23 protein-coding genes and 1 pseudogene are annotated in these 25,367 nt (G+C 72.8%); 20 read left to right on the top strand and 4 right to left on the bottom strand.

Annotated elements, in window-relative coordinates:
* The first annotated feature begins 71 nt into the window (after positions 1-71).
* The gene (locus tag E4P39_RS02210; RefSeq protein WP_135134721.1) at positions 72-2,627 is read left to right on the top strand and encodes a bifunctional diguanylate cyclase/phosphodiesterase; all 2,556 of its coding nucleotides are present in this window, start codon (positions 72-74) and stop codon (positions 2,625-2,627) included.
* 22 nt (positions 2,628-2,649) lie between these two features.
* Here the strand turns inward: E4P39_RS02210 and E4P39_RS02205 are convergent, their stop codons facing one another.
* Positions 2,650-3,420 carry an enoyl-CoA hydratase-related protein gene (locus E4P39_RS02205; protein ID WP_135134719.1) on the bottom strand — a complete coding sequence of 257 codons (771 nt, stop codon included), beginning with the start codon at positions 3,418-3,420 and terminating at the stop codon, positions 2,650-2,652.
* A 48-nt stretch (positions 3,421-3,468) separates the two neighbouring features.
* Between E4P39_RS02205 and hemW the strand changes: the two genes are divergently transcribed.
* The 4 genes from hemW (at position 3,469) to E4P39_RS02185 (ending at position 7,409) form a co-directional block, all read left to right on the top strand.
* Positions 3,469-4,707, top strand: coding sequence for a radical SAM family heme chaperone HemW (hemW, locus tag E4P39_RS02200; protein ID WP_135134718.1), 1,239 nt, complete (start codon positions 3,469-3,471; stop codon positions 4,705-4,707).
* Positions 4,708-4,766: 59 nt separating this feature from the next.
* A complete protein-coding gene (gene sulP, locus E4P39_RS02195) occupies positions 4,767-6,488 on the top strand; it encodes a sulfate permease (RefSeq protein WP_135134716.1) in 1,722 nt (573 codons plus the stop codon).
* A 329-nt stretch (positions 6,489-6,817) separates the two neighbouring features.
* Positions 6,818-7,006 carry a hypothetical protein gene (locus E4P39_RS02190; RefSeq protein WP_135134714.1) on the top strand — a complete coding sequence of 63 codons (189 nt, stop codon included), beginning with the start codon at positions 6,818-6,820 and terminating at the stop codon, positions 7,004-7,006.
* Between the two features lie 82 nt (positions 7,007-7,088).
* On the top strand, positions 7,089-7,409 hold the full coding sequence (locus E4P39_RS02185; RefSeq protein ID WP_135134713.1) for a TraR/DksA family transcriptional regulator: 321 nt from the start codon (positions 7,089-7,091) through the stop codon (positions 7,407-7,409).
* A 199-nt stretch (positions 7,410-7,608) separates the two neighbouring features.
* On the opposite strand, the pseudogene E4P39_RS02180 reads toward E4P39_RS02185, so the two are convergent.
* Positions 7,609-7,899: pseudogene (locus E4P39_RS02180) on the bottom strand (type II toxin-antitoxin system VapB family antitoxin); the annotation flags it as partial.
* Positions 7,900-8,129: 230 nt separating this feature from the next.
* On the opposite strand from E4P39_RS02180, the gene hrcA reads away from it, so the two are divergent.
* The 3 genes from hrcA to E4P39_RS02165 are packed head-to-tail and all read left to right on the top strand — an operon-like array spanning position 8,130 to position 11,055.
* Positions 8,130-9,152: a heat-inducible transcriptional repressor HrcA gene (hrcA, locus tag E4P39_RS02175; RefSeq protein WP_245159583.1), complete on the top strand. Its 1,023-nt coding sequence runs from the start codon at positions 8,130-8,132 to the stop codon at positions 9,150-9,152.
* 17 nt (positions 9,153-9,169) lie between these two features.
* Positions 9,170-10,294, top strand: coding sequence for a molecular chaperone DnaJ (gene dnaJ, locus E4P39_RS02170; RefSeq protein ID WP_135134709.1), 1,125 nt, complete (start codon positions 9,170-9,172; stop codon positions 10,292-10,294).
* Entirely contained in the window at positions 10,291-11,055 is a 765-nt protein-coding gene (locus tag E4P39_RS02165) for a 16S rRNA (uracil(1498)-N(3))-methyltransferase (RefSeq protein ID WP_135134708.1), read from the top strand. The genes dnaJ and E4P39_RS02165 overlap by 4 nt, the downstream gene beginning before the upstream one ends.
* Positions 11,056-11,265: 210 nt before the next feature.
* On the opposite strand, the gene E4P39_RS02160 is transcribed toward E4P39_RS02165, so the two are convergent.
* Positions 11,266-11,454, bottom strand: coding sequence for a YbdD/YjiX family protein (locus E4P39_RS02160; protein ID WP_135134706.1), 189 nt, complete (start codon positions 11,452-11,454; stop codon positions 11,266-11,268).
* Positions 11,451-13,670, bottom strand: coding sequence for a carbon starvation CstA family protein (locus tag E4P39_RS02155; RefSeq protein WP_135134705.1), 2,220 nt, complete (start codon positions 13,668-13,670; stop codon positions 11,451-11,453). Before E4P39_RS02155 ends, E4P39_RS02160 begins: the two co-directional genes overlap by 4 nt.
* A gap of 289 nt (positions 13,671-13,959) precedes the next feature.
* Here E4P39_RS02155 and E4P39_RS02150 point away from each other — a divergent pair, with 289 nt between their 5' ends.
* The 12 genes from E4P39_RS02150 (at position 13,960) to recO (ending at position 25,351) form a co-directional block, all read left to right on the top strand.
* A complete protein-coding gene (locus E4P39_RS02150) occupies positions 13,960-15,135 on the top strand; it encodes an ABC transporter substrate-binding protein (RefSeq protein WP_135134704.1) in 1,176 nt (391 codons plus the stop codon).
* 134 nt (positions 15,136-15,269) lie between these two features.
* Positions 15,270-16,145 (top strand): branched-chain amino acid ABC transporter permease, encoded by an 876-nt coding sequence (locus E4P39_RS02145; RefSeq protein WP_135134702.1) that lies wholly within the window; start codon positions 15,270-15,272, stop codon positions 16,143-16,145.
* Positions 16,145-17,980 (top strand): branched-chain amino acid ABC transporter ATP-binding protein/permease, encoded by a 1,836-nt coding sequence (locus E4P39_RS02140; RefSeq protein ID WP_135134701.1) that lies wholly within the window; start codon positions 16,145-16,147, stop codon positions 17,978-17,980. The genes E4P39_RS02145 and E4P39_RS02140 overlap by 1 nt, the downstream gene beginning before the upstream one ends.
* Positions 17,977-18,708, top strand: coding sequence for an ABC transporter ATP-binding protein (locus tag E4P39_RS02135; protein ID WP_135134700.1), 732 nt, complete (start codon positions 17,977-17,979; stop codon positions 18,706-18,708). The genes E4P39_RS02140 and E4P39_RS02135 overlap by 4 nt, the downstream gene beginning before the upstream one ends.
* A gap of 10 nt (positions 18,709-18,718) precedes the next feature.
* On the top strand, positions 18,719-19,078 hold the full coding sequence (locus E4P39_RS02130; protein WP_245159582.1) for a histidine triad nucleotide-binding protein: 360 nt from the start codon (positions 18,719-18,721) through the stop codon (positions 19,076-19,078).
* A 75-nt stretch (positions 19,079-19,153) separates the two neighbouring features.
* A complete protein-coding gene (locus E4P39_RS02125) occupies positions 19,154-19,972 on the top strand; it encodes an enoyl-CoA hydratase/isomerase family protein (protein ID WP_245159581.1) in 819 nt (272 codons plus the stop codon).
* Positions 19,973-20,113: 141 nt separating this feature from the next.
* Positions 20,114-21,244, top strand: coding sequence for a PhoH family protein (locus E4P39_RS02120; protein ID WP_167761518.1), 1,131 nt, complete (start codon positions 20,114-20,116; stop codon positions 21,242-21,244).
* 4 nt (positions 21,245-21,248) lie between these two features.
* Positions 21,249-21,752 (top strand): rRNA maturation RNase YbeY, encoded by a 504-nt coding sequence (gene ybeY / locus E4P39_RS02115; RefSeq protein WP_135134697.1) that lies wholly within the window; start codon positions 21,249-21,251, stop codon positions 21,750-21,752.
* Complete coding sequence (locus E4P39_RS02110; protein WP_135134695.1) at positions 21,749-23,110, top strand: hemolysin family protein; 1,362 nt, start codon at positions 21,749-21,751, stop codon at positions 23,108-23,110. Before ybeY ends, E4P39_RS02110 begins: the two co-directional genes overlap by 4 nt.
* Positions 23,111-23,191: 81 nt before the next feature.
* On the top strand, positions 23,192-23,524 hold the full coding sequence (locus tag E4P39_RS02105) for a cytidine deaminase (protein WP_135134693.1): 333 nt from the start codon (positions 23,192-23,194) through the stop codon (positions 23,522-23,524).
* 158 nt (positions 23,525-23,682) lie between these two features.
* Complete coding sequence (gene era, locus E4P39_RS02100) at positions 23,683-24,603, top strand: GTPase Era (protein ID WP_135134691.1); 921 nt, start codon at positions 23,683-23,685, stop codon at positions 24,601-24,603.
* Between the two features lies 1 nt (position 24,604).
* Positions 24,605-25,351 (top strand): DNA repair protein RecO, encoded by a 747-nt coding sequence (gene recO, locus E4P39_RS02095; RefSeq protein ID WP_135134690.1) that lies wholly within the window; start codon positions 24,605-24,607, stop codon positions 25,349-25,351.
* Positions 25,352-25,367 lie beyond the last annotated feature (16 nt).

Below are 25,367 nucleotides of genomic sequence, written 5' to 3'. Positions count from 1 at the left end.
GTGAGGCGAACGGGGTGGGACTCAACGTCCCACCCCGTTCTGCCGTCCTCGGTAGAGGAAGGAGGTGAGGCATGGACGTCGACCGGACGCCGCCGCGCCCCGCGCTGCTGCGGCGCGTGCGCCCCACGCTGCTCGTCGTCGCCCTGACCCTGGCCCTGCTGACGCTGGCGGCGCTCGCCGGGATCCCGTTCATGGCCGAGCCGGCACCCGCAGCCTTCCTCGACCTTCCGTGGTGGGTACTGGCGGCCGGTTTCGCCGCGACCGAGGCCTGCGTCTTCCACCTGCAGATCCGGCGTGAGGCCCGAACCGTCTCCATCAGCGAGCTGCCGCTCGTCCTCGGCCTCTTCCTCGCCTCACCGGTGCAGCTGCTGATCGGCCGCCTCGCCGGTTCGGCCGCGATCTTCGTCCTCCACCGTCGGTCCTCGCTGCTCAAGACCGTGTTCAACCTGGCCATGATCGCGCTGCAGACGTCGGTCGCCGTTGCCGTCTTCCACCTCGTCGGCGGCGGCCGGGAGGTCACCAGCTCCCTGGTCTGGCTCGGCGGGTACGCCGGTCCCATCGCGGCCAACTGCGTGGCCAGCATCGCGCTCGCCCTGGTGATCGCCGTCTACGAGGGGGACCTGCGGATCCGGCCGATCCTCCGCAACATGGTGAGCGGCGATCCCGCGGCCCCGCTGGTCATCACGGTCGGCCTGGTCGCCGTCCTCAGCCTGACCGTGGCACCGCACAGCGCCGTGCTGCTGCTGCTCACCGGAGCCGCCCTCCTGCTCGGCTACCGCGGCTACGCGGCCCTGGCCGACCGGCATCTGAACACCGAGCGCCTCTACCGCTTCGCGCAGGCGGTCACCAGCGCACCCGAGGTCGACGAGACCCTGCGCAACGTGCTGCGGGAGGCCAGGGAGCTGCTGCACGCCGAGCGCGCCGAGGTCGCCTTCGTCGCGTCCGACGGCGGCGACGTCGCGCACGTGCGGCTGGGCGCCACCGGGCGTCTCGGCCGGTCCTCGGAGGCTCCCGCGCCGGCGGACCAGTGGCTGCTCTCCCGCGTCGTCGGGGACGGCGAGCCGCTCCTGATCACCCGCGGCACGCGGGACGCCGACGAGCGCCGATGGCTCGACGCCCAGGTCGCCCGGGAGGCCGTCGCCGTGCCCCTGCGCGGTGGCACCGGCATCCTCGGGGTCCTCGTCGTCACCGATCGGCTGGGGGACGTCCGCACCTACGCCGAGGACGACGTCCGGCTGCTCGAGACGGTGGCCCACCACACCAGCGTCGCGCTGCAGAACGGCAAGCTCATGGACCAGTTGCGGCATGACGCGTTGCACGACGCGCTGACGGGGCTGCCGAACCGGGCCGCGCTGCAGCGCCAGATGGCGGCAGCGCTCGAGGAGGTGGCCGACGGCCGCTCCCCGGGAGCAGCGGTCATGATCCTCGACCTCGACCGGTTCAAGGAGGTCAACGACACCCTGGGTCACCAGCACGGCGACCTGCTGCTGGTCGAGGTCGGCACGCGGCTGCGCACAGCGGTCGGACCGGCCGGTTTCGTCGCCCGCCTGGGCGGGGACGAGTTCGCCATCCTGCTGAGCGGCATCGACGACGAGGATCGCGCCGTCCGCGTGGGCCGCCGGCTGTTGCGCTCGCTGGAGCAGCCCGTGCCGCTGGACGGGCTCGAGGTCGAGGTGGGCGGCTCGCTGGGCCTGGCGATGGCGCCCGCGCACGCCACGGACCCGGCCGGGTTGCTCAAGCGGGCCGACATGGCGATGTACGACGCGAAGGCCTCCACCGGGGGTCTGCGGCTGTACGAACCCGACGCAGACTCGGACAACCCCCGCCGGCTCATGCTCGTGTCGGAGCTGCGCACCGCCCTCAGCCACGGCCGGATCGAGGTGCACGTCCAGCCGCAGGGGCGGCTCGCCACCGGCGAGACCGTGGGCGTGGAGGCCCTGGTCCGGTGGAACCACGCGGAACTCGGCTTCATCCCGCCCGACGAGTTCATCCCGGTGGCCGAGCGCAGTGGCCTGATCGGCCTGGTCACCACCCGGGTCCTCGACCTGTCCCTGGCCGCCGTCGCCGACTGGCGCCGCCAGGGCGTCGACCTCGGGGTGGCCGTGAACCTGTCGACCCGGAGCCTGCTGGACGCCGACCTCGTCGACGAGGTGTCCCGCCTGCTGCGCCGGCACGGCGTCCCGGCGTCCCGGCTCACCCTCGAGGTGACCGAGGGCTCGGTCATGGCCGACCCGGCGCGGGCGATCGCGCTGCTGCACCAGCTCCGCGCCCTGGGCGTCCGCCTGTCGGTGGACGACTTCGGCACCGGCTACTCGTCGCTGTCCTACCTCAAGAGCCTTCCCGTCGACGAGGTGAAGATCGACCGCAGCTTCGTCACCAACCTGAGCGGGCAGAACGAGGACGTGGCGATCGTCCGGGCGATCGTCGACCTCGGCCGGCACCTGGGCCTCGAGGTCGTCGCCGAGGGCATCGAGGACCAGCCCACCTGGGACCTGCTGTCCTCCATGGGCTGCGACCTCGGGCAGGGCTGGCACCACGGCCGCCCCATGCCCACGGCCGAGTTCGTCCCGTGGCTGCGGGCCCACGCCGGCAGCGCCGGCCAGCGTCCCGCCCTCCGGGTTCTCTGAGCTCTCGGAGCCGGTCCGCGCGTCAGTCGGTGGTCGGCACCCAGCGGGCCGGGCGCTTCTCGCGGAAGGCGGCGATGCCCTCCTGGCCCTCCTCGCTCGCGAAGTAGCGGGCGGAGAGCTCCAGCAGCGAGTCGAAGTCCTGGGACGGCGTCCGGGCACGCAGCAGCCGCTTGGTCTCGGCGAGGGCGGCCGGCGCCCCGGCGGTCAGGTGCACGAGCTGCGCCCGGACCTCGCCGTCCACGTCGGCGTCGGGCACCACCAGGTCGACCAGCCCGCCGTTCGCCGCGATCTCCGCGTCGAACACCTGCCCGGTGAGGAGCAGGCGGTGCGCCACGTGCGGCACCATCCGCGGCACGACGACGGCGGAGATCACCGCAGGCACGATGCCCAGGCGCACCTCGGCGAAGGCGAACGTCGCGGACGTGCCGGCGACGACGACGTCGCAGGCGGCCAGCAGGCCCACCCCACCGGCGCGCGCCGGCCCGCGCACCACCGCGATGACCGGCTTGGGGGAGGACCAGATCGCCTCCAGCAGCGCGGGGAACTCGCGCACGCCCTGGTCCTGCTCCCCGCCGCCCGCGGCCTCGGAGAGGTCCATCCCCGAGCAGAAGACGCGGCCGGTGTGGTCCAGCACGATCACCCGGACGGCGTCGTCGGCCAGCGCTTCGGTCAGGGCGGTGCCCAGCTGGCTGCGCATCGCCCGGGACAGGGCGTTGCGGTTGGCGGGGGAGTCGAGGGTGAGGGTCGCGACCCCGCGCGACACCTCCACCTGGAGCACGCGGTCCGAGATCACAGCGGCATCCTGCCGGGCGGTGGCACCGGCGCGGCACACTGGGCGTAGATGAACACCGTCCTCCCGCTCCTCGCCGCACCCGGCCCGCCGCCGGGGAACCCCGGCCCCGACCGGCTGCCCGAGAGCGCCCGCGAGGGGCTGGCCACCACGCCGTTCGGTCTCTACGTGCACGTCCCGTTCTGCGCGACGCGCTGCGGATACTGCGACTTCAACACCTACACCTCCGACGAGCTCGGCCCGGGGGCCAACCGCAGCGAGTACGCCGGCACCGCGATCGCCGAGCTGCGGCGGGCCGCACGGACCCTCGGCCCCGACCTGCCGACCGTCTCGACCGTCTTCGTCGGCGGCGGCACGCCCACGCTGTTGCCGGCCGACGACCTCGCCGCCGTCCTCGGCGCCGTGGGCGAGCTCTTCCCGGTCGCGGACGATGTCGAGGTCACGACGGAGGCGAACCCCGAGTCGGTGGGCCCGGCCTCACTGGCCCGGCTGCGGGAGGCCGGCTTCACCCGGATCAGCCTCGGCATGCAGTCGGCGGCCGAGCACGTGCTGGCGGTGCTCGACCGCGTGCACACCCCCGGTCGCGCGGTCGAGGCGGCGCACGAGGCGCGCGCCGCCGGCTTCGAGCACGTCAACCTCGACCTCATCTACGGCGCACCGGGGGAGTCCGACGCCGACTGGCAGGCCTCGCTCGACGCCGTCCTCGCCGCGCCGGTGGACCACGTGAGCGCCTACGCGCTGATCGTCGAGGCGGGCACCCGCCTGGCCCGCCGGATCGCCCGCGGAGAGCTGCCGATGCCCGACGACGACGTCCTCGCCGACCGCTACGAGCAGGCCGACGCCGCCTTCGGCACGGCGGGGCTCGACTGGTACGAGGTCTCCAACTGGGCCACCGGTCCGGGCGCCCGCTGCCGGCACAACGAGCTCTACTGGGCCGGTGCCAACTGGTGGGGGATCGGCCCGGGCGCGCACAGCCACGTCGGCGGGCTGCGGTGGTGGAACGTCAAGCACCCGGCCGCCTACGCCGAGCGGCTGGCCCGCGGTGAGAGCCCGGCCCAGGACGCCGAACTGCTGGACGACGCCGACCGGGCACTGGAGGCCGTGATGCTCGGGCTGCGACTGCGCGACGGCCTGCCGCTGACCGCGCTCTCGGACGCCGGCCGGGCGCGCGCGGCCCGGGCGGTGACCGGGGGGCTGCTGGACCCGGCGGCCCACGCCGGCGGTCGCGCCGTGCTCACCGACCGGGGGCGGCTGCTCGCCGACGCCGTCGTCCGCGACCTGACCGACTGAACGACACCACCCCGGTCGGCTGCGCACCATGATGACTGCGTGACGCGGTCCGGCCGGTTGTGACGGACACCGGGGCGCGCGACCCGTGGCGCCTCGTCCCGGGCCTCCACCAGCTACGGCGCTACGAGCGCGGCTGGCTGAGACCGGACGTCCTGGCCGGCACCGCTGTCGCCGCGTACCTGCTCCCGCAGGTGATGGCCTACGCCGAGGTGGCCGGTCTCCCGCCCGTCGTCGGGCTCTGGGCGATCGGCGCAGCCCTGATCGCCTACGCGGTCTTCGGCTCGTCGCGGCAGCTGTCGGTGGGGCCGGAGTCGACCACCGCACTGATGACCGCCGTCGTCATCGCCCCGCTCGCGGCCGGCGACCCGTCGCGTTACGCGGTCCTGGCCGCGGCCCTGGCGCTCGTCGTCGGCGGGCTGTGCCTGGCGGCCCGGGTGGCCCGGCTGGGCTTCCTCGCCGACCTGCTCTCCAAGCCCGTGCTGGTCGGGTACATGGCCGGGATCGCTGTGCTCATGATCGTGAGTCAGCTCGAGAAGGTCACCGGGGTCCCGGTGACGGGGGGCAGCGTCGTGGCCGAGGTCGCGTCGTTCGTCGGTGGACTCGACGACATGCACCCGGCGACCACGCTGCTCTCCGTCGGCGTACTCGTCCTGCTCCTCGTCGTGCAGCGGCGCTTCCGCCGCGCCCCCGCGCCGCTCATCGGCATCGTGGTCGCCTCGGCGGCCGTCGCCGCGCTGTCGCTCGCCGACCGGGGGGTCCAGCTGGTCGGAGACATTCCCGGGCGGCTGCCCGCCGTCGACCTGCCCGCGGTCGGGGTGGCCGACCTCGCCGACCTGGTTGGCCCGGCGCTCGGCGTGATGATCGTCGGCTACGTCGACAACGTCCTGACCGCGCGCGCCTTTGCCACCCGCAACGGCTACCGGATCGACGCCGATCAGGAACTGCTGGCCCTCGGCATGTCCAATCTGGCCGCCGGCGTCGCCCAGGGCTTCCCGGTGAGCAGCAGCGGGAGCCGAACCGTCATCGGAGACGCCCTCGGCAGCCGTAGTCAGCTGCACTCCCTCGTCGCCTTGGCGTCGGTGGTGCTGGCGCTGCTGTTCCTGCGCCCGGCGCTCGAGACATTCCCCACCGCAGCGCTGGGCGCCATCGTCGTCTACGCAGCCCTCCGGCTGATCGACATCGGTGAGTTCCGTCGGTTCGCGAACTTCCGTCGCAGCGAGCTGTTGCTCGCCATGGCCACGCTGGTGTCGGTGCTGGTCTTCGGCGTCCTCACCGGCGTCCTGGTCGCCGTCGGCCTCTCCATCGCCGAGCTCCTGCGGCGCGTGGCCCGACCGCACGACGGCATCCTCGGCTTCGTCCCCGGGACCGCCGGAATGCACGACGTCGACGACTATCCCCAAGCGCGGCTGGTGCAAGGGCTCATCGTCTACCGCTACGACTCGCCACTGTTCTTCGCCAACGCGGAGAACTTCCGGACCCGCGCGCTGGCCGCGGTCGAGGCGGCGTCCGCGCCGGTGGAGTGGTTCGTGCTCAACGCCGAGTCCAACGTCGAGGTCGATCTCACCGCGCTGGACGCCCTCGAGGAGCTCCGCGCCGAACTCGCCCGGCGGGGGGTGGTGTTCGCGATGGCGCGGGTGAAGCAGGACCTGTTCGTCGCGCTGCGGGCTGCGGGACTGGTCGACCGGGTGGGCGCCGACCGGATCTATCCCACTCTGCCGACGGCGGTGCAGGCCTACGTCGAGTGGTTCACTTTGCGGCACGGGAGGGCACCCGAGCGGTGAGCAACGCCGTACCGGCCCGGGACGCCGAGCTGATGGACGTCGCGGCGCTGGAGGCGGTGATGCCCGGGCCGCGGCTGCGCGACGGCTCCCGCTGACCGCACTCGGACGCCGGCCGGGCGCGCGCGGCCCGGGCGGTGACCGGGGGCTGCTGGACCCGGCGGCCCACGCCGGCGGTCGCGCCGTGCTCACCGACCGGGGGCGCCTGCTCGCCGATGCCATCGTCCGGGATCTGACCGACTGAGATCCGAAAGGGATCGTCGCGGGGTCGGATCGGGGCTATGGTGCCCGTTCCGGCAACGGTTCCGGGCAGGGCTGAGGGGGTGGTCGGAATGGACGCACTCGTGTACCGGTCGGCCGGAGCCGCCCCGCCCGGCCTGTGCCGTCCCCGTGCCGAGTCCGCCCCGGCGATGTCCGGTGGCATGTTGATCGCGCTGGCGATGAACCGCCGCGCCCGCGGCCTGCGAGGACTCGACGTCCTCCGCCGCAGCCAGGATCGGGCCCCGCCGCAGGTCGCCTGACTCCCTCCGGAGTCGGAGCCGCCCCTCCTGACGCGCCACATCCCGTGGACGCGTCTTCCTGCGTTGCCCCTTGGAGATCGCCATGTCCACCACGCTCGACCCGTCGCCCACCAGCGCGTCCGCCTGGGACCACTTCCGCACCCTGCTCGAGGGCCAGCGGGCCCTCTGCCTGCGGCAGCGAGCCGAGGCGCTCGCCGAGTGCACGCAGTCCGTCCCCGACCCGGTCGCGCAGCGCCGCAGCGCCGACCTGCAGGAGACGATCGGCGAGATCGAGGCGGCGCTGGCCCGCATCGACGCCGGCACCTACGGCTCGTGCGTGCACTGCGGGGCCGCCGTCCCGGTGGAGCGGCTGCGGATGCGGCCGTTCGCGGCTGCCTGCGTCACCTGCGCCGCTTCCCGCTGAGCTCCCGCGCGTCCTCGTCCCCCGCACGGGGAGCGGTCCGGTTCCCGACCGGGCCGCTCCCCGTGGCGCACACGAGCTGCCGGGTGCCGGGAGTCCGACCGACGGACGGAGCTCAGACCCGGCGCGGGTTGGGCACGGGCGGCTGCGCGGGGATGGTCGCGGTGGGCGGCCCGGCCGGAGCCTGCACCGGGGTGAGCGCGTCGAGGTCGAGCACGCGCACGTGGATGACGTTGCGCTGCTGGAGCGCGGCCCGCAGTGCCCGGTGGACGCCGTCCTCGAGGTAGAGCTCGCCGTGCCACTGCACCGCGTGCGGGAACAGGTCGCCGTAGAAGGTGGAGTCGTCCGCGAGCAGGGCGTCGAGCGCCAGCTCCCGCTTGGTCGTCACCAGTGTGTCCATGCGCACCTGCCGGGGCGGGATCATCGCCCAGTCGCGCGTGGACAGCCCGTGATCGGGATAGGGCCGGCCGTCACGTACCGCTTTGAAGATCAGGGAAACGACCTCCGCTCTCAGCCCCGGGGCGGGGGCGCCGACCGGACCCACCCTATCCGGCGGGGACCCCGCCCGTGGCGCTTCCCCGGAGGGTGAGGCGTCCCGCGGGCCTCGCGACGGACGGCCCTCCCGGACGTATGCTGGCCTGGCACTCTGTCCGTGCGAGTGCCAGTTCCGGGCTCCTGTCCGGGCACCGCACGGCACGTCGACCGGTACGGGGAGGGATCACCGTGGCGCACGACGAACGCCGCCTGGAAGTCCTCCGGGCGATCGTCCAGGACTACGTCTCGACCAACGACCCGGTCGGCAGCAAGGCCCTCGCCGAACGGCACGACCTCGGCGTGTCCCCCGCGACGATCCGCAACGACATGGCCGTGCTCGAGGAGCAGGGGTACATCACCCAGCCGCACACCAGCGCGGGCCGGGTGCCGACCGACAAGGGCTACCGGCTCTTCGTCGACAAGCTCTCGGCCGTCAAGCCGCTGTCGGTCGCGGAGCGCCGGGCGATCGAGCGGTTCCTGGACGGCTCCGTCGACCTGCACGACGTGCTCAGCCGCAGCGTGCGGTTGCTGGCCCAGCTCACCCGCCAGGTCGCGGTCGTGCAGTACCCCACGCTCTCGCGCAGCGCCGTCCGCCACCTCGAGGTGGTGCAGTTGAGCGCCGCGCGGCTGATGCTGGTGCTCATCACCGACACCGGGCGCGTCGAGCAGCGTGTCGTCGAGTCCCCGGTGGACACCGACGCCGAGGCCGTCGCGGAGCTGCGGACCCTGCTGAACTCCGCCTTCACCGGGGTCAAGCTGCCCGAAGCCGGCGACAAGGTGCCCGACCTCCTCGACACCGCGCCCCTGCACCTCCGCGGACTGCTGGCCACGGTCAGCGCCACCCTGCTCGAGACCCTCGTCGAGCCGGGCGAGGACCGGCTGGTCATCGGCGGGACGGCGAACCTGACCCGGGGCAACGCCCTCGACTTCCCGGGCACCGTGCGGCCGCTGCTGGAGGCGCTGGAAGAACAGGTCGTGGTCCTGCGGTTGATGGGTCAGGTGGACGCGAGCACGGTGCTGGTCCGGATCGGTGAGGAGAACGCCCACGAGGCGCTCACCGGGGCCTCGTTCGTCTCCGTCGGCTACGGCTCGACCAACCGGGCGCTCGGCGGGCTCGGCGTCGTCGGCCCCACGCGCATGGACTATCCAGGGAACATCGCCGCGGTTCGCGCCGTGGCCCGCTACGTCGGCCACCTGCTGGCCGAGAGCTGAGGGGCGAGACATTCTCGATGGCAACCGACTACTTCGGCGTCCTGGGCCTGTCCCGCGGGGCCGGCGACAGCGACATCAAGCGCGCCTACCGGCGGCTGGCCCGTGACCTGCACCCGGACGTCAACCCCGACCCGGAGGCCAAGGAGCGGTTCCAGGAGGTCACCCGCGCCTACGAGGCCCTGACCGATCCGGAGAAGCGCCGCATCGTCGACCTCGGGGGCGACCCGTTCGACAGCGGCGGCGCCGGTGCCGGCGGCTTCGGTGGCGCCGGGTTCGGTGGCCTCGGCGACATCATGGACGCGTTCTTCGGGGGAGCGGCCACCCGCGGCCCGCGCAGCCGCACGCGCGCCGGCCGGGACGCGCTCATCCCGGTCGAGCTCGAACTCGACGAGACGGTGTTCGGCACCACCAAGGACATCACGGTCGACACCGCCGTCCTCTGCACCGTCTGCACCGGCGCCGGCACCGCGCCGGGCACGCACGCCACGACCTGCGCGACCTGCTCCGGTCGCGGCGAGGTGCAGAGCGTCCAGCGGGGCTTCCTCGGCCAGGTCGTGTCCAGCCGCAGCTGCCCCACCTGCGCGGGCACCGGCCAGGTCATCCCCGAGCCGTGCCCCCAGTGCGCCGGCGACGGTCGGATCCGGTCACGCCGCACCATCCAGGTGAAGGTGCCCGCCGGGGTCGAGGACGGCATGCGGATCCGGCTCACCGGCCAGGGCGAGGTCGGCCCCGGCGGCGGGCCGGCCGGCGACCTGTACGTGGAGGTGCACGAGCGCCCGCACGACGTCTTCACGCGGGACGGCGAGGACCTGCACTGCCGGGTCACGCTCCCCATGACGTCGGCCGCGCTGGGCACCACCCTCAGCCTGAAGACGCTGGACGGCGAGGAGGACATCGACATCCGTCCCGGCACCCAGTCGGGCAGCGTCCTGACGCTGCGCGCGCACGGTGCCCCGAGGCTCCGGGCGACCGGCCGCGGAAACCTGCTCGTGCACGTCGAGGTGACGACGCCGACGCGGCTGGACGCCGAGCAGGAGAAGCTGCTGCGGGATCTCGCGGCGCTGCGCGGCGAGGACCAGCCCGAGTCGCATCGTGAGGCCCAGGGCGGTCTCTTCTCCCGGGTCCGGGACGTCTTCAAGTGACCTCCGCGGACAACGGCGTCCCGGAGCTCGGTGGGGCCCCGCTGTTCATCCTGGACGCCCTCCCCGAGACCGGTGACGTGCTGGTCGACGGCGCCGAGGGCCGGCACGCGGTCGACGTCCTGCGGCTGACCCCCGGCGAGCGGATCCGCGTGAGCGACGGCCACGGCTCGGTGGCCGACGGCGAGGTGCTCGGCGCCGGACCGGAGGGCCTCCGCGTCGCGGTGCGTGCCCGCTACGAGGTCCCGCCGCAGACACCGGAGTTCGTGCTGGTCCAGGCGCTGCCCAAGGGTGATCGGGGCCCGCTCGCCGTCGATCTCGCCACCGAGCTCGGGGTGGACCGCATCGTGCCGTGGGCCGCGTCGCGCTGCGTCACGCGCTGGCGCGACGAGCGCGTGGCCAAGGGGGTCGCCAAGTGGCGGTCGGCGGCGCACGCGGCCAGCAAGCAGTCCCGCCGTCCGCACGTCCCCGAGGTCACCGACCTGATGACCACCCGCGAGGTGTGCGGACTGCTGGGCGAGGCCGACCTCTCGCTGGTGCTGCACGAGCAGGCCCGCCGTCCCCTCGCGGACCTGCAGATCCCGAAGACGGGCACCGTCGCGGTCGTCGTCGGCCCGGAGGGGGGCCTCACCGACGGCGAGGTCGTCGCCTTCCGCGCCGCGGGCGCCCAGGCCGTCCGGCTGGGCGCCGAGGTGCTGCGCACGTCCACGGCCGGCGCCGCCGCGCTGGCTGCGCTCTCGATGCGGACGCGCTGGAGTCACTAGGGCGCTCGGTGTGCCGTGCCGTGGGGCCCGGAGGGTCCCCGGCACGGTGCACGGACTCACTCGCCGCAGCCGGGGGACGGCACATCGCCGTGGTGCGATCCGGAGGATCGCGATGTGCACGGTGCGGTCCGGGGGATCGCGATGTGCACGCTGCGATCCGGGGGATCGCGATGTGCACGGTGCGGTCCGGGGGATCGCGATGTGCACAGCTCAGCAGCAGCGGCTGACCGGGTTCCTCTCCGCCGCGTCGGTGCGCTGCCGCTCGAACTCGTAGCGGCTCATCGGCGGATGGCCGTGCGCCCTGCAGTGCTCCAGGTACCGATCCCAGTTCGCCTCGCCGGTGAACTCCCGGAGGTACCAGGTCAGCCCGCGCCAGGCCCGGACCAGCGGCGCCGTCATCGTTCCTCCGCCTCGGAGCGGCCCGCCCCCGCGCCGACCAGTCGCTCGTGCTCGGCGATGGCCCGCTTCTCCTCCGCGGTCGGGAAGAGCCCTGCCGGCTCGACGAGCTTGGACGGCACGGCCGGTTCCTCCGTGGTCGGCAGACCGTCGGCGCGGATCGCCCGCATGATCACCATGGCGGCGTGGACGGCCACGACCAGTGTCAGCAGCGCGAAGACGGACTGCAGGATGCCGTTGAGCGTGGAGTTGAAGATGATCTGGTCCATCTGTCCCTGGTCCTGTGCGGGGGCGAGGACCTCCCCAGCGTCCCGGGCGTCGCGGTACACCTGCGCCTGGGTGAAGTAGCCGACCCTCGGGTCACCGGAGAAGACCTTCTGCCAGCTCGCGGTCATCGTGACGGTGAGGTCCCAGGCCAGCGGAACGGCGGTCACCCAGGCGTAGCGCAGCTTCCCGTGCTTGACCAGCAGCACGGTGCACAGCGTCAGGGCGATGGCGGCCAGCAGCTGGTTGGCGATGCCGAACAGCGGGAAGAGCTGGTTGACCCCGCCCAGCGGGTCGGTGACCCCGATGTAGAGGACCGAACCCCAGAGGCCGACGACGACGGCGCTGGCGATGAGGTTGCCCGGCCGCCACGAGAGGTCGCCGAACTTCTTCCAGACGTTGCCGACCGTGTCCTGCAGCATGAACCGGCCCACGCGGGTGCCGGCGTCGACGGCGGTGAGGATGAACAGCGCCTCGAACATGATCGCGAAGTGGTACCAGAACGCCTGGCCGCCGCCGCCGAACGCCTGGCTGAAGACCTGGGCCAGGCCGACGGCCAGTGCCGGCGCGCCGCCCGTCCGCGAGATCAGCGTGTCCTCCTGCACCGCTGCCGACGCCGCGGCGAGGTCCTGCGCGGAGGTGTCGAAGCCCAGCCCCTGGACGAACGTGGCGGCCGACTCGACCGTCCCGCCGGTCGCCCCGGCCGGGCTGTTCATCGCGAAGTAGAGGCCCTGGTCGATGACGCAGGCCGCGATCAGGGCGCTGATGGCGACGAAGGACTCCATCAGCATGCCGCCGTAGCCGATGAGCCGGACCTGGCTCTCCTTGGCCACCATCTTCGGCGTCGTCCCGGACGAGATGAGCGCGTGGAAGCCCGACAGCGCCCCGCACGCGATCGTGATGAACACGAACGGGAACAGCGAGCCGGCGAATACCGGGCCCGTCCCTTCGCGCGCGAAGTCGGTGACCGCCTCGGCCTGCAGCACGGGGCGGGCGACGATCAGGCTGACCGCCAGGAGCACGATCACGCCGATCTTCATGAAGGTGGAGAGGTAGTCGCGCGGCGTGAGCAGCAGCCAGACCGGCAGCACGGAGGCGACGAACCCGTAGATCACCAGGGCGAGGACCAGGAACTCCTTGGACAGGGTCAGGGCATCGCCGAGCCCGGTGTTCTCGATCCAGCCGCCGGCCACGATCGCCAGCAGCAGGAGGGCCACCCCGATGCCGGTGGCCTCCAGCACCCGTCCGGGTCGGAGCCTCCGCAGGTAGACGCCCATGAAGAGTGCGATGGGGATGGTCAGGCCGATCGAGAAGACGCCCCACGGGGACTCGGCCAGCGCGTTGACCACGATGAGCGCGAGCACCGCCAGGATGATGATCATGATCGCGAAGACGGCGATCAGGGCGGCGACGCCGCCGGCGACGCCGATCTCCTCGCGGATCATCTGGCCGAGGCTCTTCCCGTTGCGGCGCATCGAGAAGAACATGACGGTCAGGTCCTGGACGGCGCCGGCGAAGATGACGCCGACGACGATCCAGATGGTCCCCGGCAGGTAGCCCATCTGGGCGGCGAGCACCGGGCCGACCAGCGGCCCGGCGCCGGCGATGGCGGCGAAGTGGTGGCCGAAGAGCACCCGGCGGTCGGTGACGTCGAAGTCGACGCCGTTCTCCAGCCGCTCGGCCGGGGTGGCCCGCTTGTCGTCGGCCCGCAGCACCCGGTAGGTGATGAACCGCGAGTAGAAGCGGTAGGCGATCGCGTAGGAGCACAGCGCGGCGAACAGGAGCCACAGCGCCGAGATGGTCTCGCCGCGGGCGATGGCCAGCACCCCCCAGCAGACCGCGCCCACCGCGGCCACCGCGCCCCAGATCAACACCGACTTCAGCGACCGCCCCCCGGTCGTCCGGCCCGACGGACTGCTGCCGCCCGCGTCGCCCCTGGTCATCGTCCCGGCCATCGAGCGCTCCTTTGCACCCTTGCCGGCGCCCCATCGACGCCTGTCGATCCGGAGCATAGGGAGCTGACGGCGCCGTCGCTGCCCTCCTGATCACGTTCTGGGCACAGTGGTCAGGTCGCCGGGCGAACGGTCGCCCGCGTGTGCTTACTGTGACGGCTGCAATTGGCCGGCCGGCCCCGGTCGGCCAGGGGCGTCCGCCATGGGTGGACGCCGAACCGCCGCCCTCAGCTGGGCCCGCCGCGCGGCGCCGCCGTCCCGGCGTGGTCCCGAGCAGCACATCTGGAGAGTCATGCGCGCACAGCTCACCACCCTCGCCGCGGCAAGCGCGGCCACCATCCTTCTCGCGGCCTGCGGCTCCGGCGAGGAGGGCGGCGGCTCGGCCGCCTCCGGCGAGCGCGCCGGAGAGGGCACCGGGGACTCCTGCACGATCGAGGCCCCGGTCCCGATCGGCGCCGTCCTGAGTCTGACCGGTGCGGCCGCCAGCTACGGCGAGTCGCAGCAGAAGGGCCTCGAGCTCGCGGCCGAGGAGCTGGCCGAGAAGGAGGGCGTCACCTACGAGCTCACCATCGAGGACGACCAGACCGACCCGCGCCAGGGCATCACGCTGTTCGACGAGTTCGTCACCTCCGACGTCAGCCTGATCATCGGGCCCACGCTGTCCAACGCGGCCGTGCAGGCCGACCCGATCGCCCAGGAGGCAGGGGTGCCGGTCCTCGGCATCTCCAACACCGCCGCCGGCGTCACCGAGATCGGCGACTACATCCACCGCAACTCGCTCACCGAGTCGGCGGTGATCCCGCAGACGATCGCCAAGGCCACCGAGGAGTACGGCCTGGAGAAGGTCGTCGTGATGTACAGCAACGACGACGCCTTCACCGAGTCCGGCTTCGAGGCGTTCTCCGGCGCGCTCGAGGACGAGGGTGTCGAGGTGGCGGAGGAGATCACCTTCTCGAAGGCCGACACCGACTTCCGGGCGCTGCTGACGCAGGCCAAGGAGAGCCAGCCCGACGCGCTGGTGGTCTCCGCCCTCATCGAGGCCGCGATCCCGCTGGTCACCCAGGCCCGCGAGCTCGGCATCGACGTGCCGATCATCGGCGGCAACGGGTTCAACAACCCGCGGCTGATGGCCGACGCCGGTGACGCCGCGGAGGGCGTCGTCGTCGGTGCGGCCTGGAACTCCTCCTCCGACAACCCGGAGAACCAGGCGTTCCTGGAGGCCTTCGAGGCGAAGTACGACGCGCAGCCCGACCAGTTCGCCGCGCAGGCCTACACCGGTCTGAAGCTCGTCGACGAGGCCGTGCGGTCCGGCTGCTCCGCCGACCGCGAGGCCATCAAGGAGGCCCTGGGCGGGCTGGAGAACGTCCCGACCGTCCTCGGTGAGTTCTCCATCGACGAGAACCGCGACGCCGTCCACCCGGCCGTCGTGCAGGTCGTCCAGGACGGGAAGTTCACCGTCCTGGAGTGACCGGGCATCCTTGCCCGGTCGGGGAACCGGCTGGGCAGGGTGCTCGCGCCCGGCTCGGGGACCCGGTCCGACCGATCGGGTCCCCGAGCCGCGCCGCGCGCTGAGGTCCGTCCCCACGACCAGTTAGGACCGCTGTGCAGCAGCTGCTCAACGGCATCTTCATCGGTTCGATCTATGCGCTGTTCGCGATCGGGTTCACCCTCGTCTTCGGCATCCTCGACCGGCTGAACCTCGCGCACCCGGCGGTGTTCGCCGCCTCGGCCTTCGTGGGCATCGAGCTGGTCGAGCGGGGCGGGCTCTCCCTCTGGGCGGCCCTCCCGATCGTGTTCGTCTTCGGCGCGGTGCTCGGGCTGGTGATCGAGCGGCTGGCGTTCCGCCCCCTCAAGGGCCGGGCCGACGCCCACTTCGCCGGGCTGATCTCCTCGATCGCGCTGGCCGGCATGCTCATCGCCGTCCTGCAGTGGCGGTACGGGCCGGACACCCGCCGCTTCCCGCCCGGGTCGTTCCCCGACACCCGTTTCGGGGTGGGCGGCGCGCAGGTGACCCTCGTGCAGGTGGTGATCCTGGCGGTCTCCCTCGCCCTCATGGTGGGTCTGACCTACATGGTCACGAGGTCCCGGCTCGGCCGGGGCATGCGCGCGGTCGCGGAGAACCCGACGGCGGCCCGCGTCCTGGGCGTGAACGTCGACCGCATCACCGCCGTCACGTTCGCCATCTCCTCCGCGCTGGGGGCCGTCGCCGGCGTGCTGTTCGCGATCAACGTGAACACCGCACAGCTCGGCATGGGATCGGCCATCGAGCTCAAGGGGCTGGCGGTGATCATCGTCGGCGGGATGGGATCCCTGCCCGGCGCGCTGATCGGCGGGCTCGTCCTCGGCCTGGCGGAGGTGTTCGCGGTGCAGTACATCGGGTCGTCCTGGCGGGACGTGATCGCGTTCGGGCTGCTGTTCGTCATCCTGCTGCTGCGGCCCCAGGGCCTGCTCGGCGCCCGGAAGGTGCGGGAGGTCTGATGCTGCTCGAGTACGCCACGCCGCTGACGTTCGTCGCCCTGGGCGCCATCTTCGCCTACTCGTTCTACGCCGTCCTGATCGCCGGTCAGCTCAGCCTGGGCCAGGCCGGCTTCGCCTCCGTGGCGGCGTTCTCCGCAGCCGCACTCGCGCCCGGCCGGGAGGAGGTCGGCGAGGTCCCCGCCCTGCTGATCGCCGTCGCCATCGGCATGACGGTGGGGGCCCTGGCCGCCGTCGTCCTTGGCCTGCCGACTATGCACCTCCGCGGCGTCTTCCTGGCCATCGCCACCCTCGGGTTCGCCGAGGCCGTCCGCGTGGTGCTGCTCAACTCGGAGTGGACCGGAGGCGCCCAGGGTCTGGCGGTGCCCCGCATCCTCACCCTCGGCATGGCCTGGACCGCGCTCGCCGTCGTCGCCTACTGGTTCTGGCGGATGGGACGCTCGCGGTACGGCCGGGCCCTCGAGGCCATCCGGGAGGACGAGCTGGCCGCCCGGTCCATGGGCATCGACGTCGGGCGGCACCGCCTCGCGGCGTTCGTGACCGCCGGTGCCGTGGCCGGCCTGTACGGCGTGCTCTTCGCCTACTACGTGCGGCTCATCGCACCGAACGACTTCGACTTCGCGGCCGCGGTCGAGGGCCTGGTCACCGCGGTGGTCGGCGGCTCGACGATGTTCCTCGGCCCCCTGCTGGGCAGCGGCTTCCAGACGATGGTTCCCGAGATCCAGCGCGCCGTCGGGGTCGAGGCCGGCTGGATCCGCCCCTTCCTCGCCAGCCTGCTGCTGCTGGTGGTGATCCTGTTCCTGCCCGGCGGCCTCGCGAGCCTGCTCCCGCGGCGCACCCGCATGCCGGCGTCCTCCGGGAAGGACGACGAGGACGGCGACGGTCGCTCGCACCTCGCCACCCGGCGGCACCCCGGCGCCGGCGAGACAGTGGCCGCACTGACGGCTCTGGGCAAGGAGTACGGCGGGGTCCACGCCGTCCGGAACATCGACCTCGAGGTCAGGGCCGGCGAGGTGGTGGGGCTGATCGGCCCCAACGGCGCCGGCAAGACGACGCTGGTGAACATGATCAGCGGGCTGGTGCCGCCCAGTTCCGGTGGCGCCACCGTCCTCGGCGTGACGATCGGCCGCACGCCGGTGCACAAGGTCGCGTCGGCGGGCGTGAGCCGCACGTTCCAGCACTCCAAGCTGTTCAACCGCCTGTCGGCGCTGGAGAACGTGCTGGTCGGGGGCCATCTCGTCAGCCGTCCCACCTTCCTGCGGCGGTTGCTCTGGCTGCCCTCGGCCCGTCGCGACGAGCAGGCCGCCCTCGAGCAGGCGGCGCGGTGCCTCCGGCGCGTGGGGCTGGCCGACTCGGCCGGCATCCGGGCGTCCGCGCTCTCCTACGGCGACCAGCGCCGGCTGGAGATCGCCCGGGCGCTCGCCTCCGACCCCTCGCTGCTCATCCTCGACGAGCCGGCCGCCGGCATGAACCACGTCGAGGCCGCGAAGCTGTCCACGCTGATCCGGTCGCTGGCCGCGGACGGCCTCACCATCCTGTTCATCGAGCACAACGTCGGCATGGTGCTGGAGACCTGCACCCGGGTGGTCGTCCTCAACTTCGGGGAGGTGATCGCCAGCGGCACGCCGGAGGAGATCGCCGCCGACCCCGCCGTCATCGAGGCCTACCTGGGCACCGAGGACGACGAGCCGGTCACCGGGTCGATCGCGGAGGGCACCCTGGCGGACCCGACCGGGGGCGATCCCGATGACGTTGCGCCCGACGCCGTCATCAACGTCCACCCGGGCGCGGCCGGCACCCTCGATCCGCCGGACACCACCCCGAGGAATGCGACATGAGCGACCCCATCCTGGCCGTGACGGACCTCCGGGTCAGCTACGGCCGCGTCGAGGCCGTCCGCGGAGTCTCCTTCGCCGCCGAGCAGGGGTCGCTGGTGACGCTGGTCGGCGCGAACGGCGCGGGCAAGTCCTCGGTGATCAATGCGGTCTCGGGCATGCTGCGGCCGGCCGGCGGGCGGATCACCTTCGAGGGCAACGACGTCACGCGCACCCCGGCCCACAAGCTGGTCGCGCGCGGGCTGGTGCAGGTGCCGGAGGGGAGGCAGATCCTCTCGACGCTCACCATCGAGGAGAACCTCCGGATGGGTGCCTGGCACACCGGCAGCACCGCCCAGCAGTCCATCGACGCCATGTACGACCGCTTCCCGGTGCTGGCCCAGCGTCGCGCCCTGCCGGCCGGCGCGCTGTCCGGCGGTGAGCAGCAGATGCTGGCCATCGCCCGCGCGCTGGTGGCGAAGCCGACGGTGATGCTGATGGACGAGCCCTCGATGGGCCTCGCCCCGAAGATCGTCGACGAGGTGTTCCGGGTCATCGGCGAGATCCGGGCGTCCGGCACGACCGTGGTCCTGGTCGAGCAGAACGCCCGCCGCGCCCTGCGCGCCGCCGATCACGGCTACGTGCTGCAGAGCGGCGAGGTGGTGCACTCCGGACCGGCCGCCGACCTGCTCGCCGACGAGCGCATCGTGGAGGCCTACCTCGGTATCGAGGGCGGGTCGGAACGGCCCTAGGGTCGACGGCGTGACCGACTGCCTGTTCTGCCGCATGGTCGCGGGGGAGATCCCCGCCGACGTCGTCCACGAGACCGACCGGGTGCTCGCCTTCCGGGACATCAACCCGCAGGCGCCCACGCACGTCCTGGTGATCCCGAAGCAGCACCACCCGACCGTCGGGGCGCTCGCGCTGGCCGACCCCTCGCTCCTCGGTGAGGTGGTCGTGGGGGCGCAGACGGTCGCGGAGCAGGAGGGCCTCGTGGACGACGGCGGCGCCGAGCCCGGGTTCCGGATCGTCACCAACACCGGCCGGCAGGCCGGCCAGACCGTGCACCACGTGCACCTGCACGTCCTCGGGGGCCGCGGCCTCACCTGGCCGCCCGGCTGAGCCCCTCGGCCCGGCCCGGGCCCGGCCGGCATGGCCATTTTGGCCGCCGGACGGCGCAGGTGTCAGGCTGACGGCGTGACCGACACCGCGCCCGTCCGGATCGAGCGGGACGGCGACGTCGCCGTCGTCGTCCTGGACAACCCGCCGCTCAACCTCTTCACCCCGGCCGTCTTCGACGCCTACGAGTCGGCCGTCGACGCACTCGTCGCGCTGACCGATGCCGGGCGCGCGGACCGCGCCCGGGCCGTGCTGTTCGAGGCGCGCGGCAAGGTCGTCTCGGGCGGGGTCGACGTGACCGTCTTCCGCGACATCGCCGAGGGTGCGGAGCCGGCCCGGCGCGGCGGCGACCTCTGGGCGCGGATGCTGCGGGTCGCCCAGGCCCTCGAGGACCTGCCGGTGCCCACGATCTTCGCGGCCCACGGCCTCACCCTGACGGCGGCCTTCGAGATCTCGCTGTGCTGCGACATCCTGCTGGCCGCGGAGAAGGCCTCGTTCGGTCTCGTCGAGATCGTCGTCGGCCTCACCCCGTCGATGGGCGGGCCGCAGCGCCTGGCCGAGCGGGCGGGGCCGGCTCGCGCACGGGAGCTGATCTTCACCGGCGAGCGGTATCCGGCCGCCGTCCTGGAGCGCTGGAACGTGGTCAACCGGGTGCTGCCGGACGACGGCTTCGCGGCGGCGGCCCGCGACTACGCCCACCGCGTCGCCGCCGGCCCCACGATCGCGCACGCCGCCACGAAGCGGCTGGTGGCCACCTCGGTGCGGGAGGGGGCCCGGGCCGCCGACGCCCTGGTGCCCGAGGTCTCCGGCGCGCTGTTCGCCACCGACGACCTGCGCGGCGCGGTGGCCTCGTTCCTCTCCGACGGGCCGGGGAAGGCGACCTACGCCGGGCGCTGATGCTCCGGCGAAACCGCAGGGAGTGGGCCACCCCATGGGGCGAAGCCGGGATTCGGGAGGTTCTGCGCGGGTAGACTCGAACGGTCCGCAGTGCACCGCAACGGCACATCGCCTGTAGCAGGAAGGCAGGGTCGAGGGTTCTTGCCCGACACCTCCCCAGGCGCTCCCGCGCCTGATGGCAGCGCGTCCCGTGAGGCCTCGGCGCGTGCCGCGGTCTCCGACGCTGCGTTCGCGGGCCCGCCCGCCGGCACCGCCTCGGCGGCCGTCCGGGCCACGCTCACCGTCCCCGACTCCGTCTCCATGGTCGCCCTGCTGGGCTCCGGCGACGAGCTCCTCCGCCTGATCGAGGCCGAGGTCGATGCCGACGTCCACGTGCGCGGCAACGAGATCGCCGTCACCGGGCAACCGGCCGACAACGCCTTCGCCGTCCGTGTCTTCGACGAGCTCATCGCCCTGCTCGGCACCGGTCAGGCGCTGCGCCCCGACTCGGTCCGCCGGGTCATCGGGATGCTGCGCAGCGGTGACGCCGAGCGGCCGGCCGACGTCCTCAGCCTCGACATCATCAGCCGGCGCGGGCGCACGATCCGGCCCAAGACGCTGAACCAGAAGCGCTACGTCGACGCGATCGACGTCCACACGATCGTCTTCGGCATCGGCCCCGCCGGTACCGGCAAGACCTACCTCGCCATGGCCAAGGCCGTGCAGGCGCTGCAGACCAAGCAGGTCAACCGGATCATCCTGACCCGGCCGGCGGTCGAGGCGGGGGAGCGGCTGGGCTACCTCCCCGGCACGCTGTCGGAGAAGATCGACCCCTACCTGCGGCCGCTGTACGACGCGCTGCACGACATGGTCGACCCCGAGTCGATCCCGCGGCTCATGGCCTCCGGCACGATCGAGGTGGCCCCGCTGGCCTACATGCGCGGCCGGACGTTGAACGATGCGTTCGTCATCCTCGACGAGGCGCAGAACACCACCGCCGAGCAGATGAAGATGTTCCTGACCCGGCTCGGGTTCGGGTCCAAGATCGTCGTCACCGGCGACATCACGCAGGTCGACCTGCCCGGGGGAGCGAAGAGCGGGCTGAAGATCGTCCAGGAGATCCTCGACGGCATCGAGGACGTGCACTTCGCGTACCTGACCAGCTCCGACGTCGTCCGCCACCGCCTGGTGGGCAACATCGTCGACGCCTACGAGCGCTGGGACGCCACCCAGCAGCCCGCCCGTCCGGGGGTGCCCGTCCGGGCCTCCCGCGGACGCCGGCAGGGGAGCTGACGGCGTGCCTGTCGAGGTAGCCAACGAGTCCGAGATCGCCGTCGACGAGGCCGAGCTCGCCGGCATCTGCCGGTTCGTGCTCACCGAGATGAAGGTCAACCCGATGGCCGAGCTGTCGGTGCTGTGCGTCGACGTCGAGTACATGTCCACCCTGCACGAGCGGTGGATGGGGGAGAAGGGCCCGACCGACGTGCTGGCCTTCCCCATGGACGAGCTGGACACCGCCCGGCCCGACGACCCCGAGCCCGGCCCCGCCCTGCTCGGTGACGTGGTGCTGTGCCCGGCGATCGCCGTCCGTCAGGCCCGCGCCGCCGGTCATACGATGGACGACGAACTGGTGCTGCTGGCCACCCACGGGGTCCTGCACCTCCTCGGCTACGACCACATGCAGCCGGACGAGGAGAAGGAGATGTTCGCGCTCCAGTCCACGCTGATCGAGGGCTGGCGCTCCGCCCCGCGTGAACCGGTCACCGGCGCACCGGCGACCCGGGAGCCGGGGCCCCGATGAGCTCCGGTGCGGTCACCCTGCTGGTGGTCGCGATCTGCCTGATCCCGCTCGCCGGCGTCTTCGCCGCGATGGACGCCGGCCTCCAGCGGGTGTCCAAGGCTCGCGTCGAGGAGATGCGCCGCGAGGGCGTCAAGCGCGCCGAGGCGCTCGAGGAGGTCGTGCAGGAGCGGGCCCGGCACGTGGCGCTGCTCCTGCTGCTCCGGATCGCCTGCGAGATGGTCGCCGCGGTGGTCGTCACCGTCGTCCTCTACAACATCTGGGGCAGCGGCTGGCCCACCGTGCTGAGCGTGGCCGGTGTGATGACCGTCGTCCTCTACGTGCTCGTCGGCGTCGGCCCGCGCACGCTCGGCCGGCAGCACGCCTACGGGGTGGCGCTGGCCACCGCCGGTGTCGTCCGGCTGCTCGGCCGGGTGCTGGGTCCGGTGGCCACGCTGCTGATCCTGATCGGCAACATGCTCACCCCGGGGCGCGGCTTCCGTGACGGCCCGTTCTCCTCCGAGGTCGAGCTGCGGGAACTGGTCGACATGGCCGAGGAGCGCGGCGTCGTCGAGTCCGGCGAGCGCCAGATGATCCACTCGGTGTTCGAACTCGGCGACACGATCGCCCGCGAGGTCATGGTCCCGCGCACCGACGTCGTGGGGATCGAGCGCACGAAGACCGTGCGTCAGGCCCTCGCCCTGGCCCTCCGCAGCGGGTTCAGCCGCCTCCCCGTGATGGGCGAGAGCGTCGACGACGTCGTCGGCGTCGTCTACCTCAAGGACCTCGTCCGCCGGTCCCAGAACGGCACCGACATCCGCGGACCGCGGGTCGAGGAGGTCATGCGTCCGCCGACCTTCGTGCCGGAGTCCAAGCCGGTCGACGAACTGCTCCGCGACATGCAGGCCCAGCGGATCCACATCGCGATCGTGGTCGACGAGTACGGCGGCTTCGCCGGCCTGGTGACGATCGAGGACATCCTGGAGGAGATCGTCGGGGAGATCGCCGACGAGCACGACGCCTTCCAGCGGCCGCCGGTGGAGGAACTGCCCGACGGCTCGATGCGGGTCACCGCCCGGCTGCCGGTGCAGGACCTCGCCGAGCTGTTCTCCGTCGAGCTGCCGGAGGACGACGACGTCGAGACGGTCGGCGGCCTGCTGGCCCGCGCGCTCGGCCGGGTGCCGATCGAGGGCGCCAAGGCGGAGGTCGGCGGGCTGCGGCTGGTCGCCGAGAGTACCGGGGGACGGCGCAACCGCATCGACACGCTCCGGGTGTGCCGGGTGTCGGAGATCGACGAGGACGCCGACCGGGAGGACGCGCCCGAGGAGGCCGCGGCGACCGGGGCCACCCGGTACGAGGAGCCGGCCCGGGTGGAAGGCTGACGCCGAGCGACCGAGCTTGCGAGGGCGCCCTGGACACAGCCCTGAGGCACGTGCCCGACGGGCGTCAGCGAGGATGGGCACGTGCCTGACCTGCAGCCCGAGGACGCCAAGCTCGTCACCCTCGCCCGGTCCGCCCGCGGCCGGACCGGCGCGGCCGAGGGTGCGGCGGTGCGCGACACCGACGGCCGCACCTACCTCGCCGCCACCGTGTCGTTGCCCTCGCTGCAGCTGTCGGCGCTGCAGGCCGCGGTCGCCGCCGCGGTGTCCAGCGGGGTCGAGGGCCTGGAGGCCGCAGCGGTCGTGTCGGGCGCCGACGCCGTCGAGGCCGACGGGCTGGCCGCGGTCCGCGACCTGACGCCGTCCGCGCCCGTGCACCTGGCCGGCCCGGACGGAGCGCTGCGCGCCACCGTCTGAGCGCTCACCCGCGCATTGCGCCCGTTGTTCCACCATTGCGCCCGCTGCAGCATCGGCAACGGTGGCAGAAGACGAGCAATGGGTGGCCGTCAGCCCGATCGACGCGCGCGTCACCCGGACCGGCGGTCCCGTCGGCACCCGGTGGGAGACTGTTCCGTGTGAGCACACCTGACCAGCGGCCGCACCGCAGCGGCTTCGTCGCGCTGGTGGGTCGCCCCAACGCCGGCAAGACCACCCTGACGAACGCCCTGGTGGGGGAGAAGGTCGGGATCGTCAGCAACCGGCCGCAGACCACCCGGCACGCGATCCGCGGCGTCGTCCACCGGCCGGCCGGTCAGATCGTGCTCGTCGACACCCCCGGGCTGCACAAGCCCAAGAGCCTGCTGGGCAAGCGTCTCAACGACGTCGTCCGGGACACGCTGTCCGACGTTGACGTGGTCGTCTTCTGCGTACCGGCCGACCAGCCCGTGGGTGCCGGGGACGCGTTCATCGCCCGGCAGCTCCGAGAGGTGCGTGCGCCGATCGTCGTCGTCGTCACCAAGACCGACATCGCGTCGAAGAAGGCGATCGCCGAGCAGCTGATGGCCGCCCACAGACTCGTCGAGAACGCCGCCGAGGTGGTGCCCGTCAGCGCCGTAGGCGGCGACCAGGTCACGCTGCTCGAGGACCTGCTGATCGGGCTCCTGCCGGAGGGCCCGCCGCTCTACCCGGAGGAGCAGACCACCGACGAGGACGTCGAGCGGCAGCTCGCCGAGCTGATCCGCGAGGCGGCCCTGGAGAAGGTGCGCCAGGAGGTGCCGCACTCGCTCGCGGTGACCATCGAGGAGATCATCCGGCGTCCCGATACCAAGCGGCCGGACGGCGAGTTCGTCGAGATCCACGCTCTGCTGCACGTCGAGCGGGACAGCCAGAAGCCGATGCTGCTCGGCAAGGGCGGGCAGATCATCAAGGCGATCGGCAGCGAGGCGCGGGTGGGCATGGAGACGCTGCTCGGCGCCCGGGTGCACCTGGAACTGCACGTGAAGGTGCTCGGCGAGTGGCAGGACGACCCGAAGAAGCTCAACCGGTTGGGCTACTGACGTGAGCGGCACCCCGAAGGCGCTGTACCGGGACGAGGGGGTCGTCCTCCGCACCCAGAAGCTGGGCGAGGCCGACCGGATCGTCACGGTGCTCACCCGGCGGCACGGCAAGGTCCGGGCGGTCGCGAAGGGCGTGCGCCGCACGAAGAGCAAGTTCGGCTCCCGGCTGGAGCCGTTCAGCCACGTCGACCTGCAGCTCTACACCGGCCGCAACCTCGACATCGTGAGCCAGGCCGAGTCGATCCGGTCCTACGGCAACGACGTCGTCGACGACTACCCCGCCTACACCGCCGGCACGGCCGTCCTGGAGACCGCGGACCGGCTCACCTCGGAGGAGAAGGAGCCGTCGCTCCGCCTGTTCCTGCTGGTGATCGGGGCACTGCGCGCACTGGCCGACCGCACCCACCCGGCCGGGCTGGTGCTCGACGCGTTCCTGCTCCGGGCCATGTCGGTGGCCGGCTGGGAGCCGGCGCTGACCGACTGCGCCCGCTGCGCCGAGCCCGGGCCGCACCGGCACTTCTCCGTGCCCGGCGGCGGCATGGTCTGCCCGGCGTGCCGGCCCACCGGGTCGGCGATGCCCAACCCGGTCACGATCGCGCTGCTGGAGGCACTGCTGACCGGGGACTGGGTGCTCGCCGAGGCCAGCCAGGCGACCAACCGACGGGAGGGCAGCGGCCTGGTCGCGGCGCTGCTCCAGTGGCACCTCGAGCGGGGACTGCGGTCCCTGGCGCTGGTGGACCGCTCGTGAGCGCGAGGATGCGCGT

Source organism: Blastococcus sp. CT_GayMR19, assembly GCF_004570385.1.
GTDB lineage: Bacteria > Actinomycetota > Actinomycetes > Mycobacteriales > Geodermatophilaceae > Blastococcus_B.
Note: the sequence above shows the minus strand (reverse complement) of the source record. Positions and strands in the feature narration are given on the sequence as shown.